This is a genomic window from Microvirga sesbaniae, from assembly GCF_025460805.1.
Classification (GTDB): Bacteria; Pseudomonadota; Alphaproteobacteria; order Rhizobiales; family Beijerinckiaceae; genus Microvirga; species Microvirga sesbaniae.
The window spans coordinates 204,381-224,227 of sequence record NZ_JAMXFJ010000006.1; the positions used below are offsets into that span (position 1 = coordinate 204,381).

The following is a 19,847-nucleotide window of genomic DNA, read 5'->3' on the forward strand; positions in this document are numbered from 1 at the left end:
GCTCACCGTTCGCATTGATCTGATCCCGAACGTCCGCGAGCGCGGCCCGGTCCCCCGGAAAACCCATCCTCCGTCCGAGCTGCGGGCATCCCTTCGCGCGAGGCTCAGTCCGCATTTGCTGAGAGACATCGGCGAGGATGTGAGCGGGCGCGACTGATGATGACCGGAAAACGACGTCGTCACCGGCCTTGTGCCGGTGACCCCGCCTGCTCGGATCCCCGCGCCTCTCCGATCGGGATCGCCGTGACAAGCCCGGTCATGACGCGGAGGCTGTCAGGCCCGATCCACCCGGGAGGGAAGCAGGGTATCCCCTGACGAACTCCGGTGTGAATCGCCGCCCGGCCGCCCACTCTCCGGCTGGACATGACACCGTCCGATCCCGACATTGCGCAGGACCGAGCCGGCCGCTCACGGAATCTCGTAGACCAGGAACTCGTCGTTGATGCCGCGCAGCGCCGTCTTCTGAAGAGTGGGCCGCAGGCCCTTGAGTTCGATGATCTGCGAGGCTTCCCGGTTCTCGACCACCGAGTCGGTCGCAAAGATCGCGCGCGATACGGCAAGCCCCTGGACGCGGGAGGCGATGTTCACCGTTTGGCCGAAATAATCCTGGCGGTCGTTCAGGGTCACGGCGAGGCATGGGCCTTCGTGGATGCCGATCTTGAGCAGCAGGTCCTCGCTGCCGCGCTGCTCGTTGAGGCTGCGCATGGCCTCGCGCATGCGCAGGGCCGCCGAAATCGCATGATCCGGCGTGGGGAACGTCGCCATGACCGCGTCTCCGATGGTCTTGACCACGGCACCGCCATCGGCAGCGACGATCTCGTTGAGCACGCGGAAATGCTCACGCACGAGATCATAGGCCACGAGGTCGCCGACGCGTTCATAGAGTTCCGTCGAGCCTTTCAGGTCCGTGAACAGGAAGGTCAGGCTGGTGATCTTCAGGCGCTGATCGATGTCGAGCGTGTCGGTGCGGTAGAGATCGCGGAAGGTCTGGTTCGTCAGCAGGCGCTTCGCCGTGAGGAAGGGGCGCCTTTGCGCCAGCAGGTGGTGCAGTTCGTGACCCGCCACCCAGACGGCCGGCAGGACGCGCCGGTTCGTGCGGTTCTCGAGAGAGATCCGCAACGGACCCGGCTGCATGACCAGGGTCTCGTTTTGCGGATGGCTCTCGTTGAGGACGAACGACAGGCTCTGGCGCTCGCGGGTCGGCTCGCCCTTGACGTCGATGAAATGGGCCGCATGGGTGACCGGATCCATGACGATGACGAATTCCGCGGGAAGCTGCAGGGACAGGATGGCACGCTCGCCGGGCGGGAGCTCGACGGCATCGAGGACGATCTCGTCGATCAGGCGATCGAAATTCTCCGGCAGGTCGACCCCCGATCCCCAGAAGATCTGCCGCATGTACTCGTCCATCGGGAGCGTATCCGGGTCATGGGCGGCGATCTTCCGGACGCGCGGGTTCACGGTGAACGTGACCTCCACCATCTCGTCGAGCGTCGGCTCATATCCGGCGGCGCAGAGGGCGCAGCTGTATTCGCTCCGATTGATCGACTTGAGGCTCATGCCCGACTCGAGCACCCCGCCGCATCCGGGGCAGAGCACGTTCCAGGACATCTCGAACACCCCGAGCCGCGCCGCGTGGAGGAACGCCGCGATGACGCGATCCTCGTCGAGGCCGTGCCTCGCCGCGAAGGCGAGCGCGTTGATGCGGTTCAGCTCGTGATCCGGCGCCTCACGGATCAGGCGCTCGAATGCCGCAACGACATCCGTGTCGACCTCGGCGGATTGCCGAAGGATCGCGAGGAATCTCTCGTCTTCGCTCATGCGGCAGCCTCCTTCGAGGTGCAGGACCGGCTCCGCCCATGCGATGACGTCAAGGCTCGGAACGCGCAGCCGATAGCCCGATCCTCGGGCTCCATGATAGCAAAGCTGGGGCCAACAGGCACGTAATCAAGGAGCGGCGCGATGGGGCTTCCGCGGCCTGTCGCTCCTTCGTCGGTCCACGCCGAGGCTGGGCATCACGGGACACCGTCACGCCAGAAGGCCAAGCTTCCACAGACCCTGGAGAGCGATGGTGCTCCCGATGACGAAGACGAGCCCGGCCGAGATATAGGGCAGCCGCTCCCCCCATTCCTCCAGGCCGGACCATCGCGTCCGGAGGGCGCGCGTTCCCCAGGCGGCCACGATCCCCACCGTCACCAAGGTGATCGCGAGGCCGACGCTGAAGGCCGCCACCATGCCGATCCCGAGCGTGAACGCCCTGAGTTGGAGGCAGATGAGCAGCACCGCAATCGCTGCCGGGCAGGGGAGGAGCCCGCCGGTGAAGCCGAACCAGGCGATATCGAAATTCGTCACGTGCCGGTTGCCGCCGAAGCGCTCCCGAACCTCGCGTGCATGGGCTTCGGCATGGGCGTCGAGATGCTTATGGTCGCCATGATGCGCATCGTGGGAATGATCGTGCCCATGATGGTGGCCATGATCGTGCCCATGGTGATGGTGGTGATGCGCGGCCCTCAGCATCCAGAAAATACGGAACGAAAGGGCCATGATCAGCAGCCCCGAGAGCAGAACGAGCCACGGCTCCGCCCGGTCGAGGATCAGCCTGTCCCCCAGGTACAGACCGAGGAGCGCCAACGCCCATACGACGATGGTGTGACCGATGGCGGCCGAGATGCCGAGCAGGGTCGCCTGGGCGGGTGTGCCCCGAACGGCCACGATGAAGGCTGCCATCATGGACTTGGAATGGCCGGGCTCCAGGGCATGCAGGGCGCCGAGCAGGATCGCGGCCGGCAGATAAAGCCAGGGATTGGCCGCACCGGCCTGAATGAGTTGAGCGATATCAGGCATGAAAAGGTCTCGTTATTTCAAATAGGTCCGGACTACGTCGATCAGTTCGTCGGCCCCGCGCATCCGGTCGGATTCCTGCGAGGGCTCCACCACGTGATGCTGGATGTGATCTTCGATCAGTTCCGCCGTAAGGCCGCTGATCGCCCCTCGCACGGACGCGACGAGCTGAAGAACGTCGGCGCAGCCGAGTTCGTTCTCGAGAGCCCGTTCGATGGCCTCGACCTGGCCGCGGATGCGGCGCACGCGAGCGAGCAGCTTGGCTTTGGCTTGAACCGTATGGGACATGTGGACTCCCTCGCCCGATAATATAGGGGGGTACCCTATCCATGTCGAGGCGGTTCACGCCGGAGCCCGTCAGCGCGCCAGGAAGGGCCGGCCTTGTGCCGGCCATCCCGATCCGGTGAGGCGCGGCGCTTCTCAGAAGCGGGATCACCGGGACGAGCCCGGTGATGACGTGGCGGGTGGCACGGGCCCGTTGATGACGTGGACACGGTGGTGCGGACCGGTGCCGACACCCCGTCATGGCACCCTCCGCCCTTCCCGCCACCCTCCGCCCGTCATGGCCGGCCTTGTGCCGGCCATCCCGATTGTCTTGAGCACGGCGCCTCTCGGAATCGGGATCACCGGCACAAGCCCGGTGATGACGTGGAGAAGATGGTCAAGGGCCCGGTGAGGACGGGGTGCCATCCGGCCGAGCGATCAAGACAGGGTCCCGGACGATGCGCCCCTTGAGGCGGGGAGCATCGGATCCGATCCCGAAAGTGGATTCCACTTTTCACGTCCGATGCTCTAGGGTCCCCGACCACAGATATGTCTTCATGGGGGATCGCATCATGCCGGCACGGTTCGAACTGCATGGGTTTGGCTATTCGGGGCCGACCTACAAGGTGGCTCTCACCCTGTCGCTGATGCAGGAGCCGTTCGATTACGTGCATGTGAACATGATGGAAGGAGAGCACAAGCAGCCTCCCCACCTGTCCCGGCAGCGCTACGGCCAGGTTCCCCTTCTGGTCGACCGCAACAACGGGCGGCACCTGTGCCAGTCGGCCGCGATCCTGGAATATCTCGCCGACCTGACGGGCCGGTTCGGCGGCGCGACTCTCGACGAGCGCCTGCAGGTGCGCGAATGGATGTACTGGGATTTCGACCGTCTCGCGGCGCCATTGTACAGGGCGCGCGTGGTCAGGGCGGGCTTTCGTCAGGCGCCCCCCGACGTGGTCGAGGATTGCATCGTGGCGGCCAAGGCCGCCCTGGGGGTCCTGGAGCGTCATCTTGCGGGCCGCGCGTGGCTGGTCGGGGAGGGCGTGACCATCGCCGATATCGACGTCTATGGGGTCGTCGCCTTTGCGGGCGAAGCCGGCATCGACGCGGCGGATTATCCCCAGGTCGGCGCATGGGCGAAGCGGATCGAGGCTCTGCCGGGCTTCCACGCCCGTGCCGAGCTCCTGCCTATGGAATCGCGGGCGGCCGCATGAGCGCTCTGTCGATCAGGGAGGCGCGGGCGGCGGATCTCGAAGCGATCATTCGCCTGCACGAGGAAGACGAGCTGGGCTCCCATGGCGACGTCTGGTCGCCCGAGACCCGGCCCGCCTATGAGGCCGCCTTCGCGGCCATTCGGCAAAGCGCCGACAACCGGCTGTTCGTGGCCGTCGATGGCGATGAGGTCGTCGGCACCTTCCAGCTCACCTTCATCCCCAACCTCACCGGTCGCGGCGCCCTGCGCGTCAAGGTGGAGAGCGTCAAGGTGAAGGCTGCGCGGCGCTCGGGCGGCATCGGCGCCCGCATGATGGCGTTCGCCGAGGACCATGCCCGGTCCCATGGGGCGGCCGCCATGGAGCTGACCTCCAACAAGACCCGCAAGGATGCGCACCGGTTCTACGAGCGCATCGGCTTCGTCCGCAGCCATGAGGGGTTCAAGAAGAAGGTGTGATCGTCACCGGGTCCGCCCGTCATCGCGGGCCTCGCGCCGGCGATCCCGATGCGGTGGGGTGCGGCGTTCGTCCGATCGGGATCACCGGGACAAGCCCGGTGATGACGTGGCGGGTGGTGTGAGCGGGTGATGACACCCTCCCGCGTCGCGGCACCCTCGGCCCGGTGACAACACCCTCCCCACGTCATGGCCGGGCTTGTCCCGGCCATCCCGATGCGGAAAAGCGCCGCGCCTCGAACAATCGGGATCAGCGGGACAAGCCCGGTGACGCCATGGAGGGTGGTGCGGGGCGGTGCGACCAGGACAGGGGCCCGAACGATGCGCCGCTTCAGGAACTGAGCATCGGATCCGATCCCAGACCCGGGTCCACGCTTCACGTCCGATGCTCTAAGCCTTCATCCCGCCCTTGAGGCGCGTGTTGCACTCGCTCCAGAACTTCGGCCACTTGGCGTCCTTGGCAAGCTTGCCGCCGGCCTTGGCCTCCTTCCACTCCGCGCTGCATTTGCTCATGCGCTCGCGGGCGGCCATCTGGGCGGCCGTCGGCTCCTTCTTCGGCTTCATCTCGGCGGCCGCCTGGGCGGCGCCGGCCATGGACAGGGCCATTGCGGCCGCGAGAGCGAAACTCAGTCTTCGGTTTATCATGGGACATCCTCTCGAGCGCCGTCAGGCGCAGGCAGCATCTCATGATGAAACAATGAAACATGCAAGCGCCTGAAGGCAGCCCTGCGCCCTTTCCACCGAATTTCATTGCACACGAGGGTGCGAGTTCCGATCTTATGTCTTAACGTCCCGTCACCGACCCGTGTCGTCACGCAAGGAGAGGCTTTCCATGGCGGCTGCCGCGCAGAACCCGATCGATCTCTACTACTGGCCGACCCCGAACGGGTGGAAGATCACCATCATGCTCGAGGAATGCGGGCTCCCCTATGCAATCCATCCGATCAACATCGGGAAGGGCGACCAGTTCGCCCCTGAGTTCCTGGCGATCTCTCCCAATAACAAGATGCCGGCGATCGTCGATCCGGACGGCCCCGGCGGCCAGCCGATCTCCGTGTTCGAGTCCGGGGCGATCCTGCAATATCTCGGACGCAAGACGGGCCGGTTCTATCCGCAGGACGAGCGCGGGCGGGTCGAAGTCGATCAATGGCTCTTCTGGCAGATGGGCGGGTTCGGCCCCATGCTCGGCCAGACGCACCATTTCCGCATCTACGCGCCGGAGAAGGTGCCCTATGCCATCGACCGCTACACCAACGAGACCAACCGCCTCTACGGCGTTCTGAACAAGCGCCTCGAGGATCGGGAGTTCGTGGCAGGCGAATATTCCATCGCCGACATGGCCATCGCCCCCTGGGCGAAGCTGTGGGACCGCCAGGGGCAGAATATCGACGAGTTCCCGCATGCGAAGCGCTGGCTCGAGACCGTGCTCGCCCGCCCGGCGGTTCAGCGCGGGATCAAGGTGAGCTCCGATGACCGCGAGAAGACCGACCTGACCGACCCCAAGGTTCAGGCCGTGCTGTTCGGCCAGAGGGCGCGCTAGGGTCCTCGAGCATCGGCCGGGAGAAGTGGACCCAGGTTTGGGCCCGAGGCTCACATCCTTGAGGGGCGCATCGTCCGATCACGTTCACCGGGACAAGCCCGGCGATGACGCCGGCAGGAGCCTGCCTCACCTCGTCCCGCCCTGGGCGACACCCTCCGCACGTCATGGCCGGCCTTGTGCCGGCCATCCCGATTGTTTGAAGCGCGGCGCTTTACCGGATCGGGATCACCGGCACAAGGCCGGTGATGACGTGAGAGGGGAGCAGGACGGGCGGTGCGGCCCGCTGTCGTCCGCACGAGGCGCTACTTCGTCTTCGTCCAGGTCTGCGACCGGCAGATCAGCCCACCGAGGACGCAGCCGGAAAGCTGAAGGGTGGTGGGGCTCATGACCTTGAGCTTGCCCGTATAGGTCTTGCCGTCCTGCGGGTTGTAGAGCTGGCCGACATAGCCGTCCGCCTCCGGCTTGACGTCCCAGATCATCCGGACTCCCACGATGTTTCGGTCCCGCAGCTTCGGATCCGCATTGTTCGTGTCCTTCTCGTAGGTCGAGGACACGATGGTGCCGCAATAGCCCGCGTCGCACCTGGCGATCCTCACCCGGGTATCGCCGCTCTGGGTCAGCCAGGTCCCGCTCGGGTCGGCCGACTGGGCCTGGGCCGGGACGCTCAACAGGGCAAGGCCGAAAGCGGCCAGGATCGCGTGCTTCATGGGAGACTTCCTCTGTGCCGGTGTTCGCCGGGCCATTCCTCCAGAAGAGTAGGGGAGGCGGTCAAGCTTTCCAAGCCGGCGGGGCAAAAGGCGCTTGAGGCCCGGGGGGCTGGTCGCTATAAGCGCCGCACTTCATCCATTCCCATCTCAGATCAAAGCGAGTTGCCATGGCCATCGAGCGTACCTTCTCCATCATCAAGCCCGACGCGACCGAGCGGAACCTCACCGGCGCCATCAACGCCGTCATCGAGAACGCCGGCCTGCGCATCGTCGCGCAGAAGCGCATCCTCATGAGCCGCCGCGAGGCCGAGACCTTCTACGCGGTCCACAAGGAGCGCCCCTTCTTCGGCGAGCTCGTGGACTTCATGATCTCGGCTCCGGTCGTCGTTCAGGTTCTCGAGGGCGAGAACGCGGTGCTGCGCTACCGCGAGATCATGGGCGCCACGAACCCGGAGAGCGCCGCCGAGGGCACGATCCGCAAGCTCTACGCCAAGTCCATCGGCGAAAACTCGGTCCACGGGTCGGACAGCCAGGACAACGCCAAGATCGAGATTGCCCAGTTCTTTTCGGGCAACGAGATCGTCGGCTAAGCTTTCATGGCATAGCCAGCATGGTCAGGCCGCCCCCGGGCGGCCTTTTCATTTCGCGGCTCTTCGACCATCATGCGCCCGCCATGAACCAAGCTCCCCGCATCGAACGCCGCGCCTCCGTCTGCCCGCACGACTGCCCGTCCGTCTGCTCCCTCGAGGTCGAGGTGATCGACGGGCGCTCGATCGGCCGGGTCCACGGCGCGAAAAGCAACAGCTACACGGCGGGCGTCATCTGCGCGAAGGTGGCCCGCTATGCGGAGCGCATCCACAATCCGGACCGGCTGCTCCATCCGCTGCGGCGCACCGGCCCGAAGGGCTCGGGGCAGTTCGAGCGCATCTCGTGGGACAAGGCCCTCGACATCGTGGCCGAAAAATTCCTCGAAGCCGAGCGGGAGTTCGGCTCGGAATCCGTCTGGCCCTATTACTATGCGGGCACCATGGGCTACGTGATGCGCGACGGCATCAACCGCCTGCGCCACGTCAAGAAATACTCGGGCCAGTACTCCACCATCTGCACGGCCATGAGCTGGACCGGCTACGTGGCCGGCACGGGCCATCTGCGGGGCGCCGACCCGCGCGAGATGGCGGTCTCCGACTGCATCGTGATCTGGGGCACGAACCCGGTTCATACCCAGGTCAACGTGATGACCCACGCCATGAGGGCCCGCAAGGAGCGCGGCGCCAAGATCGTGGCCGTCGACATCTACCAGAACGCCACCATGAAGCAGGCCGACATGGCGCTGCTCGTGAAGCCGGGGACGGACGGGGCGCTGGCCTGCGCGGTGATGCATGTGCTGTTCCGTGATGGGCTCGCGGACTGGGACTATCTCGAGCGCTACACCGACCATCCGCGCGAGCTCGAAGAGCATCTGCGCACGCGGGATCCGGCGTGGGCGTCCGCCATCACGGGCCTGTCGGTGGAGGATATCGAGGCCTTCGCCAGGCTCGTGGGCACGACCAAACGCACTTACTTCCGCCTCGGCTTCGGCTTCGCTCGCCAGCGCAACGGCGTGGTCAACATGCATGCCGCCCTGTCGATCCCCGCGGTCACCGGCGCATGGCGCTACGAGGGCGGTGGCGCCCTGCATTCGAACAGCGGCATCTTCCATTGGAACAAGGCCCTGATCGAAGGCCACGACGCCATCGACAAGAGCATCCGCATCCTCGACCAGTCGCAGATCGGCCGGGTTCTCACCGGCGAACCGCAGGCGCTCTACGATGGACCGCCGGTCAAAGCCATGCTGATCCAGAACACGAATCCGGTCTCGGTCGCGCCCGAGCAGGAGCTGGTGAAGCAGGGCTTCGCCCGCGAGGATCTTTTCGTCTGCGTCCACGAGCAGTTCATGACCGAGACGGCCCTGATGGCCGATATCGTCCTGCCCGCGACCATGTTCATGGAGCACGACGACCTCTATTCCGGCGGCGGGCACCAGCACTTCCAGGTCGGACCCCGGCTCATCGACCCGCCGGGCGAGTGCCGCTCCAACCACGAGGTGTTCCGCGGGCTGGCGGCGCGCCTGGGCGCGGAGCACCGCGGCTTCGCCATGGAGCCGCGCGAGATCATCGACTGGACGCTGCGGAACTCCGGCTGGGGCGATCTCCAAACCCTGGAGGCGCACGTCCATTTCGACGCCCAGCCGCCCTTCGAGGAGGCGCATTTCCTCAACGGTTTCGGGTATCCGGACGGCAAATTCCGCTTCAAGCCCGATTGGACGAACGTCCCGTCCTACAACAACGGCGCCATGGGGCCATGGGCCAGCATGCCGGCCTTCCCGGACCATTGGGGCGTGATCGAGGCGGCGACGGGCGAGCATCCGTTCCGGCTCGCCACGAGCCCGGCGCGGAACTTCCTCAATTCGAGCTTCAACGAAACCCCGACTTCCCTGGAGAAGGAGCGGCGGCCCGAGGTGATGATCCATCCGGGCGACGCGGAGCCGCAGGGCATCGCAGACGGCGATTGGGTGAAGCTCAGGAACCACCGCGGCGAGGTCTATCTGCGCGCCCGGCTCTTCGACGGAGTCCGGCGCGGCGTCCTCATCGCCGAGGGCATCTGGCCCAACGCCGCCCATCCTTTCGGACGCGGCATCAACACGCTCACCGGCGGCGATCAGGTGGCCCCCTACGGCGGGGCCGCCTTCCACGACAACCGGGTCGCTTTGGAAAAGGCCACGCCTGACATTGGGTGATCCGACCAACGTCTTATTTCATGTAACTGTGTAACGAAAGATCATGGTCAGGCTTCGGACATCTTGTTCGAGGCTCGCGTGAGGGCCCGTTCCGCCCCATGCGATCATCCAGACCATGAGGAGTGGGGCATGCTTGAAGTGATGGCGACCGATGGTCGCTCGCATCAGGATCGCGATGCGGTTTCATTGGAGATGGAGGACCGGGCCGCCCTCGCGATGGAGGAGGCCGTTGCCCCGGTCGTTCTGAATGCCGAAGACCTCGCATGGGCGGCCGGCGGTCTCCTGACCAGGAAAGTGAACGAGTACGAAGGGCAGCACCGGTAAGGATCGGCTGCGACAACCTTGAAAGCGTCGGGAACGGCACGCCGGTGCCGTTCCCTCTTCGCCGGTCCCGACCCAGCCTGGTCAGACCTTCTTAAGCCTATCCGCAGCTGCCCCTTGATCCCGAACGGCCAAGCCTATTCTTAAAGCCGAACGTGATTTCGTCTCTGGGGAACCATCCATGACCTCGATCCTTCGCGCCCTGCTCGTGACCACGGCTGTTTCCGTCGGTGCGGCATCGGCCTTTGCGGCCGCCTCCAACACGCCCACGCAATACCAGGTCGATCCGGCGCTCAAGACCGAGAATGTCGGCCAGCTGCGCGTCCGGGTGAGTCAGGCCTGCGCGATCACCCAAGCTCGCCTCCAGAGTGGCGCCAGCGAGGCATCGCTGGCACGCAGCTGCGATTGCTATGCGGGTCGCACCATGCGGTCCCTGAGCCCCACGGAACTCCAAGCCTACCGGGATACGGGCCTGTTCAACGATACCGCCCGCGAGAAGGCGCTCACCGCTCTCGACGCGTGCCGGTTGCCGCGGCCGCAGATGTAAGAGGCGCCGAGGATCCTGGCACCGGAGCCGACGCCGGGCTTCTGCCGGTCTCGGCCCGTGGGCGAGCTCATCGGACCATCGGGATGGCCGGCACAGGGCCGGCCATGACGCCGGAGGGTGTTCGCACCGGGTCACACACACCACGTCATCACCGGCCTTGTGCCGGTGATCCCGCTTCCGCAGGGCGCCGCGCTTCACCGGATCGGGATGGCCGGCGAGAGGCGGGTGATGACTGGCCGGCCATGACGTGGGTGGGTAGCAGGAAGGGCGGAGGGTGGCCATGCGTGGGAGGGTGTCGGTACCGGCCCTGACCACCTTCTTCACGTCATCACCGGGCTTGTCCCGGTGATCCCGGTCGGAAGAGCGCCGCACCCCACCGCATCGGGATGGCCGGCACAGAGCCGGCCATGACGTGGGAGGGTGGCAGGACCGGACCACACACGCACCACGTCATCACCCGCCCACGCCAACCCTCGACGTCGTCACCGGCCTTGTGCCGGTGATCTCGATCGGAAGGCCGCCGAGCGTATCCTGCGGACGATACCCGCTTCAGGATGTGAGCATCGGACCCGAAAGGGGGTCCACTTTTCACGGCCGACGCTCTAGTCTTCTGGCCATGCCTGCATTCGCCAGCCTGTCCCGCGTCTCGGCCGTCGCTCTCGCCGCCCTGGTGGCGTGCGCCGCTCCGGTGCCGGGGGGCTCGATGCTGCGGGCGCAGGATCTCCGCGCCACGACGGAACGGCAGTTCCGGAACTGGCTGGACGGGACGGTCTGGCCCGATGCGCAGAAGCAGGGCGTCTCCCGAGAGACCTTCGAGCGCAACCTGTCGGCGACGGGGCTCGACTGGGCTCTCCCGGAGCTTCTGCCGCCGGGGCAGGCGGCGCCCTCCGATGACCTGCGCCAGGCGGAGTTCCAGAGCCCCGGCCGGTATTTCCCCGAATCCCAGCTCGCTGCCCTGGCCAAGGACGGCCGTGCGCTGCTGCAGCGTTGGGGATCCGCTCTCGACGACATCGAGCGTCGGTACGGCGTGCCACGGGAGATCGTGGTCGCGATCTGGGGGCGGGAGTCGCATTTCGGCCGCGTCCGGGCAAAACACCAGGCCCTGCGGGTTCTGGCCACGCAGGCTTTCATGGGGCGCCGGAAGGCGCTGTATTATCCGGAGCTTCTCGCCGCCCTGGTGATCCTCGAGGAGGATCATTTTTCCGGCGAGACCCTGCTGTCGTCCTGGGCCGGAGCCCTGGGACAGCCGCAGCTTCTTCCCTCGAAATTCCTGCGCTACGCGGTCGACGCCGACGCCGACGGCCGTCGGGACGTCTGGGACTCGGTGCCGGACAGCCTGGCCTCGATTGCGAACTACCTGCGCGAGCATGGCTGGAAGCCGGGTCCCGGCTGGGGCTTCGAGGCGAGCCTGCCGCAGGCCGTCTCCTGCACGCTGGAGGGGCCGCGACAGGGCAGGCCGATGCAGGACTGGCTCCGGCTCGGACTGACGCCCGCCGCGGGGGCCCCGCCCCCGTGGAGCGGCGACACGACGGCCTTCCTGGTCATGCCGGCAGGCCGCCTCGGGCCTGCCTTCCTGGTGTCGGAGAACTTCTACGTCCTCAAGCAGTACAACGAGTCCGACCTCTACGCCCTCTTCATCGGCCATCTGGCCGACCGCATGCGCGGCGCGTCGGCCTTCGCCGGACGGTGGCGGCCGATCGATTCCCTGCGGCGCGGCGATATCCAGACGATGCAGGAGAGGCTGAAGGGCCAGGGCTATGATGTCGGCAAGGTCGACGGCCTGATCGGCTTCGCCACCCGCACGGCGATCGGCCAATGGCAGGGCAAAGGTCGCCGCGACGAGACCTGCTTTCCCGATGCCGCCCTCGTCGAGGCTTTGCGCTGAGCGCGATCGCGGCAACCGACCGAAGGCCGGGAGCGGATGGGCTTCAGGCCGGCGAATGGAGCGCGCCGCTCGCGTCCCATGCGTGCGAGAACACCACGCGCCCGTTCTCAAGCCGTGCCGTTCCATCGCAGATCAGGCGCAGGGCCCGCGGATAGAGCCGGTGTTCCTGCTCGATCACGCGGGCCGCGAGGCTCTCCTCGGTGTCGCCCGGCACGACCGGCACCGCCGCCTGGGCGATGATCGGTCCGGCGTCGAGTTCCGGCACCACGAAATGGACCGTGCAGCCGTGCACGAGCACGCCGTCCTCGAGGGCCCGGCGGTGGGTCCGGGTGCCGCGATAAAGGGGCAGCAGGGACGGGTGGACATTGACCATGCGGCCAGCCCAGCGCTCCACGAACCCGTCCGTCAGAACCCGCATGAACCCGGCGAGGCAGACGAAGGCGATGCCGTGCGACGCGAGGGCGGCATCCATCGCGTGCTCGAAAGCCTCGCGGCTGGCATGGGCCTTGTGGTCGATCACGCAGGTGGCGATCCCGGCCTCCCGCGCGCGCTCGAGTCCGGCCGCGTCCGGGCGGTTCGACAGGACGAGGGCGATCTCGGCGGGGAAATCCGCCGCGCGGGCGGCCTCGATCAGGGAGGCCATGTTCGAGCCGCGGCCCGAGATCAGGATGGCGACGCGGCGGCGTGTCATCAGAGCGCCAGGCGCCCCACGGTCCCGACGCGCTCGCCGCCGGCATGGGCCACGGTTTCGCCGATCCGAACCGGAGCCTCGCCGGCCTTGCGCAGCCGCTCCATCACGGCCTCCGCCCGGTCGGCCGCGGCCACGACGATCATTCCGACGCCGCAGTTGAAGGTTCGCAGCATCTCGGCCTCGGCCACGCCGCCGGCCCTGGCGAGCCAACCGAACACGGGCGGGACGGCGATCGCGTCGAGGTCGAGGCGCACGCCGACGCCGTCCGGCAGGACGCGGGGAATGTTGTCCGGGAAGCCGCCGCCGGTGATGTGGCAGAGGGCGTTGATGCCGTCGCCGCCCTTCAGGACCTCCAGCAGGGCCTTCACGTAGATCCGGGTCGGCTCCAGCAGGGCCTGGGCGAGGCTCCGGCCCTGCGCGAAGGGGGCGGGCGCATCCCAGGCGAGGCCGGACTGCTCGACGATCCGGCGCACGAGGGAGAAGCCGTTGGAATGGACGCCCGAGGAGGGCAGCCCGATGAGCACGTCGCCGACGCGCACATCCCCGGGCAGGAGCGTGCCGCGCTCGGCGGCGCCGACCGCGAAGCCTGCCAGGTCGTAATCGCCTTTCGCATAGAGCCCCGGCATCTCGGCGGTCTCGCCGCCGATCAGCGCGCAGCCGGCCTGGAGGCAGCCCTCGGCGATGCCCCTGACGATATGGACGCCGACCTCGGGAGAGAGCTTGCCGGTGGCGAAATAGTCGAGGAAGAACAGGGGCTCGGCCCCCTGCACGATGATGTCGTTCACGCACATGGCCACGAGGTCGATGCCGATGGTGTCGTGGAGGCCCGTGTCGATGGCGATCTTGACCTTGGTGCCGACGCCGTCATTGGCCGCGACGAGGATCGGGTCCTTGAACCCTGCGGCCCTGAGGTCGAAGAGCCCGCCGAAGCCGCCGATCTCCGCGTCGGCGCCGGGCCGCCGCGTCGAGCGCACCAGGGGCTTGATCTGGTCGACCATGGCGTTGCCCGCGTCGATGTCGACGCCCGCTTGGGCATAGGTCAGGCCGTTCGTCTGCTTCTCGGTCGTCATGGCTCACCCCGTGTTGGCTCGGGCAGTAAGACGAGAGAGACCGGGAGGCAAGGGGATTTGAGCGACGATGAGGGATCGGACGGGTGCAATCGACGGGCTCGTCCGGGTGATCCCGCTCCCGTAGGGCGCCGCGCTTTTCCGATCGGGATGGCCGGCACAAGGCCGGCCATGACGTGGCGGGTGTCAGTTCCGGGCTCGTCCCGGTGATCCCGATTCTTGGAACGCCGCTCAATCCTCGTCGTGGAACAGCAGCGTCGTGTTGCCGCCGATCCCGCTCGACGCGACCGGGCGTTTCGCGCTCAGGATCGCCTCCGCCTTCGGCGAGGGGTGGCGGTTCTCGTGGATCTCGAGCCAGGCGATGCGGTGCGGCGGCACGGTGCCGTCGCCGGAATAGGGCTCCTGCGGAGTGCCCGTGGCCTTCTCGAAGAAGGACGGGTCGTCCAGGGACTCCACCACCCGGTTCACGAGGCGCGACAGGGCGCCCCCGTGCTCGGCATAGAGGTCGACGCCCTGGGCGTGCGCGAGCTCCGCGGTGGCGACCAGGGGCTCGGCGGCGAAGACATGGTAGTCGCGGGCGCGCTTGCCGCGGTTCATCTCGAGCGGAAGCGTCCCGTCGGGCGTGACCTGGGCGAGGCCGATCCGGGCGCTGTCGAGGCCCCACTCGGTCAGCCGCCTGTCGCCGCTGGCGATCCCGGCGGCCGTGGCGCTCAGGCCCGCCCAGTAGCGGTGGTTGTTCCGGCCGGAGACGCCCTTGCCCACGTCCTTCGCGTCGGCGACCTGCCGGCCCAGGGCCTTGAGCCAGGCCTCGACGCGCTTCTTCTGCTCCTCGTCCAGGCCCGGAGCCTGGCGGACCTGGAGATAGGCCAGGGCGAAGCCGGCGAGCGCCTGGCCCAGATTGAAATGCGCCTGCCGGGAGCGCAGGTCGGCCATGGCCTTCGCCGAAGCCCAATGATCGAGCCAGGTGAGGGCACAGGCGGCCGCGGCCGTGTTCTTCGGGCTGGATTTCACATAGGCGTTGGCGATCCGCGCCAGGGTCTTGCCATAGGCGCGCAGGGGCTCGACGGCTTCGGAATAGGCCTCCTCGGCCTCCTCGTCGATGGTCGCGCGCCGGGCGTCGTCCTGCCGGTACTTGCTCTGGGTGTCGAGGGTGATCACCGGCGCGTCCGGCGCGTCGCATTCGTATTTCGGCTTGGCCTGCACGGCGTCCTTCGCCGGCGCCGGGACGAGATAGCCGGCGCCCTGGGCCCGCGCCGGTGCGCCGCCCAGGAGCAGACCGAGAAGGGCCGTGACGGCGAGCACGGGTCGAAGCACAGGACGCGACACAGCCCATTCCACCATCATTCGCAATCCCCCGTCGCGCCGTCCCCGGTCGGCGGGGCCGATCATGAACTAGGTGCGGGACCGCGCAATGCCAGACGGCCGAACCTTCGGAGGTAGGCGGTCCATTGGGGGTAGGCCGGCCCGGCCGCCGGTGACGACGGGTGCGCCCGTCGCGGTCAAATGGCGCGGTCGGAGCGCCGGGCCGTGCGGCTTCGATAGGCCAGGTGCGGCAGCAGATCCTGCCCGCGCCCGGCGGTGACGACCAGGCGCTTCACCTCGCCGCGAAGATAGGCCTGCAGGAAGCGGTCGTAGTTCCTGAACGACACGCAGCCGTTCGAGTCGCCGCGCGGGCCGAGCATGTAGGTGTGGGCCAGGATGCCGTCGCGCCCGTAGATGGCGCCGCTGCCGCCGACCGGCGTGAGCCGAAGCGCGCGGACGCCGTGAAAGAGCGCCTCGCGTTCGGTGACCATGTAGGTGCCCGGGGGCGTCGGGCCCCTCATCCGCACGTTCACGTGGCGCGGGTTGTCCATCATGTCGCCGAGGCCCGAATGCGCCTCCAGCCTCTCGCCGTTGGGCATGATCACCACCTGGGCGCTGATGTCGTAGACGGCGGTGCCCCCGCCGCCGGTCTCGGGCGCGGGGACGAAGCGCGAGGTCGGCGCGATGCTGCCGGTGCTGCCGCCGTCGATGGACGCGTAGCTGAGCGCGTCCGCGGGCGGGGAGGCGGGCTTGATGCCGAAGAATTTCTCGATGAAGGAGCGGTTGTCGGCCTGCTGGCCGACCGGGGCGGCGGCGGCGGCCGCGACCCGTTGCGTCATCGGGGGGCGGACCGGCGCATTCGCCATCTGCGGGGCCGGGGCGGGTCTGGCCGGGAACAGGTCGGCCGGGCGCGGCACCGGCAGCGGCACGGGCGCGGAGAGAGGCATCGGCTGGAGGGCTTCCGCCATCGCCTGGACCGGAGCCGGCTGGGCGGGCGCCACGGGCACCACGGGCGCCGGGGAGGCGACCGGCGCAAGGCTCGCCTGGCGCTGCACCGGCGCCGCGAGCTCGGCCGGCAGCGGGGCGTTGCGCGCGAAGCGATGCGCCTCGGCGCCGATCAGCGGCGTCGGGCTGACCAGCGCCGGATCGAGGCTCGCCACGGCGGCTTCCCGAACCGCCGCAGGAGCGGCGACGGTGCTCACGGGCGCGGCCACCGGCGCGTCGTTCTGGCGGGTGAAATCGACGAAGTAGGCGAGAGGGCTCATCGAGATCGCCACGAGAGCCGCCGTCGGCAGAAGATTGCGCCGCTTTCTGCGCGGGCCGCGCGGGGCGCGACCGCCCGACGGATAGGAGGAATGCAACATGGCGAACTCTACGCAACAACTCGATGGCGCATGATCGGCGTCGAGCCCGGGATGGCGGCGTAACGGGCGCCGGACGGGTCGGGGCGTTCATGCGTGAAGCAATATCTTCACGAGTCGGATTAGACGACGGCTTGGTTAAATTAGGGATAACCGGGTGCGCTTCTGTCGAAGGAATGTGGCGCCCTTCTGCCCAATTCGCGGCGGCGAGACGGCGTGCGCTGGCTCACAGATCGCCGCGCGGGCAAGGGATATGGATGGGAAAAGGGTTGCCTTTTCCAACCGTTCAAGGGGAGACCTCGGCATGGGGTTCTACGCACGTCACATCGGCCCGCGCTTCGTCAGCTGCCTGTGCGGGATGGAGGGCATCACGGCCGAGCGCGAGAAGGTCGTTCCGCAGGCCTCGGGCGTGGTGCTGGAGATCGGGATCGGTCCGGGACTGAACCTGCCGCTCTACGACCCGGCCCGCGTGACGCGGGTGATCGGGGTCGATCCCATGGCGGAGTTCCTGAACCTGGGCCGCGAGCGCCGCCGCCACTCGCCGGTTCCCCTGGAGGTCATCCGGGCCCCGGCCGAGGCGCTGCCGCTCGCGGACGGCCTCATCGATACGGCGGTGATCACCTACACCCTGTGCTCGGTGGAGGATCCGGCCCAGGCGCTGCGCGAGGTGCGACGCGTGCTCAAGCCCGATGGCCGCGTGCTGTTTCTGGAGCACGGCCTGTCGAGCGATGCCGGCGTGGCGACCTGGCAGCACCGGCTCAATCCGATCTGGCGCCGGCTCGCGGTCGGCTGCAACCTGACCCGTCCGGTCCAGCAGCTTCTCGACGAGGCCGGGTTCACGATCCGGCGCATCGAGCACTACTACCTCGACGGCGCGCCGCGGCCGGTCGGCTTCCTGTGCCAGGGCGTCGCGCAGGCCGCCTAGAGCATTTTTCGGCGAAGGGGATCCGGTTCGCCGTTGAAAATGCGGCAAGCCAAAGAAGAGAGATGATCCCACGCGAGTGGATACAGCTCTCGCGCGATCCCGTGCCCGGGGATCGGCCCCCGGGTCCCATGCTCTCATTCAGGAAGAAAGCATCGGATGGATCTCAAAAGTGCAAGTCCACTTTTCACGTCCGATGCTTTAGCGGGCAGCCTGGCGGGCGACGACCCGGATGTCGCGGCGGCCGAGGCCGAGATCCGCGAGTTCGCGGTCGTTGAGCGCTTCTAGTTCGCGGAAGGTCTGGCGGTAGCGGCGCCAGGAGGCGAGGCGGGCGAGGATCATGGAGGTGATCATGGATAGGTCTCCTTAAGGGGTGATCCGGGGCTCGGGACTACCAGTCGAGCCCGGGGTGACGGCGGGCGGCTTCGCGCTGCATCTGGCGGGCTTCCGACACGATGCTGCGGAAGAGGCGAAGCAAGCTGACGATGATCATCATGGTCTCCTGAAAGAGGATCCGGGCGGCTTGGCATTAAGGTCGAGCCCTGAACCCGTGTCTCATACTTTGGTATAGGTAATATGACCGCTTTTGTGCGCTGCAAAAGACCGGTTATCGGCATAATCGATATGCACCTTCCGCATGTCACAAAGGTAAATGCTTTATTGCTATGCGCCTTGCGCCTGTTCAGGAGGCGAAATGCCCCCGGGACGGGCATTCCGGCGCGCCCGGCTCCCACCCGTCCGCCGCGGGCTCTCTGAACCTTGTCGGCAGGAACGCTGTTGTTCCCCTGGCACATCATGCGGACCCGGCGGGTCGCCGACGCAGCCCTTCGGGTCCGCGCCGTAGGATGTGCCGCTCAGGGGTGTGAGCAGCGGGTCCGATGCTCTCGGGCACGATGCCCACCCGACAATGACGAGCGAGGCCCCGAATGACACAGGTCCGAGACGCGCTGGTGAGCCGGATGTGGCGCGGTCAGGATCCGTTCCGGAATTTCCCGGCCCGGCTGTACCGGCAGGACCAGCAGGGCTGGGGCTCGCAGCACCCCTATCTGACGGACGCGATCGAGACGCTGCGGCCCTCGGTGGTGGTCGAGGTCGGGGTCTGGAAGGGCGGTTCCGTCATCTCGCTCGCCTCGACCATGAAGGCCCTGGGGCTCGACGGGGTGGTGATCGCGGTCGATACCTGGCTCGGCGCCTGGGACCACTGGAACAACGACGAGTGGTTCGCGCACCTGAACTTCATCAACGGCTATCCGGCGCTCTACCACACCTTCGCGGCCAATATCGTCGGGGAGGGGCTGCAGGATTACGTGCTGCCCCTGCCGCTCGACTCGGTGAATGCCGTGCACGTGCTGAAGCACAACGACGTGCGGCCGGACGTGGTCCATATCGACGGCGGCCACGACGTGCACGCGGTCACGTCGGACCTGCGCGAATGGTGGCCGATGATCCGGCCCGGCGGCGTGCTCATCGGCGACGACTATCCGCACTGGCCCGGCGTCAAGGAGGCCTTCGACTCGTTCTTCGCCCCCGAGGGCAAGGTCCCGTTCGAGTTCGATCCGCCGAAATGCCGGATCTTCAAGGATCCGGCCTGATCGGCCGGGACCGGAGCATCGGACGGGAAAAGTGGGAACCGGTTTTGCGTGCAAAGATGCGTTCGATCGAATGCTTGCAGCATCGGACGTGAACAGTGGCACCACGTTTCCCGTCCGATGCTCACATCCTTAAGCGGCGCATCGTTCGGGCCCCTGTCCTGATCGCTCGGCCGGATGGTCACCCCGTCGTCATCACCGGCCCGTCCAATCCACCACCACGTCATGGCCGGCCTTGTGCCGGTGATCCCGATGGTCTGAAGCGCCGCGCCTCACCGCATCGGGATGGCCGGCGAGAGCAGGGTGATGACCGGCCGGCCATGACGGGAGAGCGTTTCCGATCGGACAAGCACACCGCTCAACTCCAC

20 protein-coding genes are annotated in these 19,847 nt (G+C 67.3%); 10 read left to right on the top strand and 10 right to left on the bottom strand.

The window, feature by feature from the left end; all coding sequences use genetic code 11:
• Window positions 1-408 precede the first annotated feature (408 nt).
• The 3 genes from OCW50_RS11755 to OCW50_RS11765 form a co-directional block, all read right to left on the bottom strand.
• On the bottom strand, window positions 409-1,821 hold the full coding sequence (locus OCW50_RS11755; RefSeq protein WP_262297632.1) for an adenylate/guanylate cyclase domain-containing protein: 1,413 nt from the start codon (window positions 1,819-1,821) through the stop codon (window positions 409-411).
• A gap of 207 nt (window positions 1,822-2,028) precedes the next feature.
• Complete coding sequence (locus OCW50_RS11760; protein WP_262297633.1) at window positions 2,029-2,844, bottom strand: nickel/cobalt efflux transporter; 816 nt, start codon at window positions 2,842-2,844, stop codon at window positions 2,029-2,031.
• A 12-nt stretch (window positions 2,845-2,856) separates the two neighbouring features.
• On the bottom strand, window positions 2,857-3,129 hold the full coding sequence (locus tag OCW50_RS11765) for a metal/formaldehyde-sensitive transcriptional repressor (protein WP_262297634.1): 273 nt from the start codon (window positions 3,127-3,129) through the stop codon (window positions 2,857-2,859).
• A gap of 548 nt (window positions 3,130-3,677) precedes the next feature.
• On the opposite strand from OCW50_RS11765, the gene OCW50_RS11770 reads away from it, so the two are divergent.
• Both OCW50_RS11770 and OCW50_RS11775 read left to right on the top strand, forming a co-directional pair.
• A complete protein-coding gene (locus OCW50_RS11770) occupies window positions 3,678-4,319 on the top strand; it encodes a glutathione S-transferase family protein (RefSeq protein WP_262297635.1) in 642 nt (213 codons plus the stop codon).
• Entirely contained in the window at window positions 4,316-4,774 is a 459-nt protein-coding gene (locus tag OCW50_RS11775) for a GNAT family N-acetyltransferase (RefSeq protein WP_262268247.1), read from the top strand. The genes OCW50_RS11770 and OCW50_RS11775 overlap by 4 nt, the downstream gene beginning before the upstream one ends.
• A 387-nt stretch (window positions 4,775-5,161) precedes the next feature.
• Here OCW50_RS11775 and OCW50_RS11780 read toward each other — a convergent pair whose 3' ends face one another.
• The gene (locus OCW50_RS11780; protein ID WP_262268246.1) at window positions 5,162-5,416 is read right to left on the bottom strand and encodes a hypothetical protein; all 255 of its coding nucleotides are present in this window, start codon (window positions 5,414-5,416) and stop codon (window positions 5,162-5,164) included.
• A gap of 187 nt (window positions 5,417-5,603) precedes the next feature.
• Between OCW50_RS11780 and OCW50_RS11785 the strand changes: the two genes are divergently transcribed.
• On the top strand, window positions 5,604-6,311 hold the full coding sequence (locus tag OCW50_RS11785; protein ID WP_262268245.1) for a glutathione S-transferase N-terminal domain-containing protein: 708 nt from the start codon (window positions 5,604-5,606) through the stop codon (window positions 6,309-6,311).
• A gap of 302 nt (window positions 6,312-6,613) precedes the next feature.
• Here the strand turns inward: OCW50_RS11785 and OCW50_RS11790 are convergent, their stop codons facing one another.
• Window positions 6,614-7,018 carry a DUF2147 domain-containing protein gene (locus OCW50_RS11790; RefSeq protein WP_262297636.1) on the bottom strand — a complete coding sequence of 135 codons (405 nt, stop codon included), beginning with the start codon at window positions 7,016-7,018 and terminating at the stop codon, window positions 6,614-6,616.
• 167 nt (window positions 7,019-7,185) lie between these two features.
• Here OCW50_RS11790 and ndk point away from each other — a divergent pair, with 167 nt between their 5' ends.
• The 5 genes from ndk (at window position 7,186) to OCW50_RS11815 (ending at window position 12,547) form a co-directional block, all read left to right on the top strand.
• Window positions 7,186-7,608, top strand: a complete 423-nt coding sequence (gene ndk / locus OCW50_RS11795; protein WP_262297637.1) for a nucleoside-diphosphate kinase — start codon at window positions 7,186-7,188, stop codon at window positions 7,606-7,608.
• An 83-nt stretch (window positions 7,609-7,691) separates the two neighbouring features.
• A complete protein-coding gene (locus OCW50_RS11800; RefSeq protein WP_262297638.1) occupies window positions 7,692-9,794 on the top strand; it encodes a molybdopterin-containing oxidoreductase family protein in 2,103 nt (700 codons plus the stop codon).
• A gap of 129 nt (window positions 9,795-9,923) precedes the next feature.
• The gene (locus tag OCW50_RS11805) at window positions 9,924-10,118 is read left to right on the top strand and encodes a hypothetical protein (protein WP_262268242.1); all 195 of its coding nucleotides are present in this window, start codon (window positions 9,924-9,926) and stop codon (window positions 10,116-10,118) included.
• A gap of 178 nt (window positions 10,119-10,296) precedes the next feature.
• Window positions 10,297-10,662, top strand: a complete 366-nt coding sequence (locus OCW50_RS11810) for a hypothetical protein (RefSeq protein ID WP_262297639.1) — start codon at window positions 10,297-10,299, stop codon at window positions 10,660-10,662.
• A gap of 616 nt (window positions 10,663-11,278) precedes the next feature.
• Window positions 11,279-12,547, top strand: a complete 1,269-nt coding sequence (locus OCW50_RS11815; RefSeq protein WP_262297640.1) for a lytic murein transglycosylase — start codon at window positions 11,279-11,281, stop codon at window positions 12,545-12,547.
• A 43-nt stretch (window positions 12,548-12,590) separates the two neighbouring features.
• Here OCW50_RS11815 and purN read toward each other — a convergent pair whose 3' ends face one another.
• From purN to OCW50_RS11835, 4 genes are all read right to left on the bottom strand, one after another.
• Entirely contained in the window at window positions 12,591-13,238 is a 648-nt protein-coding gene (gene purN / locus OCW50_RS11820; RefSeq protein ID WP_262268239.1) for a phosphoribosylglycinamide formyltransferase, read from the bottom strand.
• Window positions 13,238-14,308: a phosphoribosylformylglycinamidine cyclo-ligase gene (gene purM / locus OCW50_RS11825; protein ID WP_262297641.1), complete on the bottom strand. Its 1,071-nt coding sequence runs from the start codon at window positions 14,306-14,308 to the stop codon at window positions 13,238-13,240. Before purM ends, purN begins: the two co-directional genes overlap by 1 nt.
• A 228-nt stretch (window positions 14,309-14,536) precedes the next feature.
• A complete protein-coding gene (locus OCW50_RS11830) occupies window positions 14,537-15,631 on the bottom strand; it encodes an alginate lyase family protein (RefSeq protein ID WP_262297642.1) in 1,095 nt (364 codons plus the stop codon).
• Window positions 15,632-15,804: 173 nt separating this feature from the next.
• Window positions 15,805-16,971 (bottom strand): tlde1 domain-containing protein, encoded by a 1,167-nt coding sequence (locus OCW50_RS11835; RefSeq protein WP_262297643.1) that lies wholly within the window; start codon window positions 16,969-16,971, stop codon window positions 15,805-15,807.
• 301 nt (window positions 16,972-17,272) lie between these two features.
• Here OCW50_RS11835 and OCW50_RS11840 point away from each other — a divergent pair, with 301 nt between their 5' ends.
• Window positions 17,273-17,893, top strand: coding sequence for a class I SAM-dependent methyltransferase (locus OCW50_RS11840; RefSeq protein WP_262297644.1), 621 nt, complete (start codon window positions 17,273-17,275; stop codon window positions 17,891-17,893).
• A 198-nt stretch (window positions 17,894-18,091) separates the two neighbouring features.
• On the opposite strand, the gene OCW50_RS11845 is transcribed toward OCW50_RS11840, so the two are convergent.
• Window positions 18,092-18,244 (bottom strand): DUF1127 domain-containing protein, encoded by a 153-nt coding sequence (locus tag OCW50_RS11845; RefSeq protein ID WP_373371376.1) that lies wholly within the window; start codon window positions 18,242-18,244, stop codon window positions 18,092-18,094.
• Between the two features lie 572 nt (window positions 18,245-18,816).
• On the opposite strand from OCW50_RS11845, the gene OCW50_RS11850 reads away from it, so the two are divergent.
• On the top strand, window positions 18,817-19,482 hold the full coding sequence (locus OCW50_RS11850) for a class I SAM-dependent methyltransferase (protein WP_262297645.1): 666 nt from the start codon (window positions 18,817-18,819) through the stop codon (window positions 19,480-19,482).
• The last annotated feature ends 365 nt before the right edge of the window (window positions 19,483-19,847 follow it).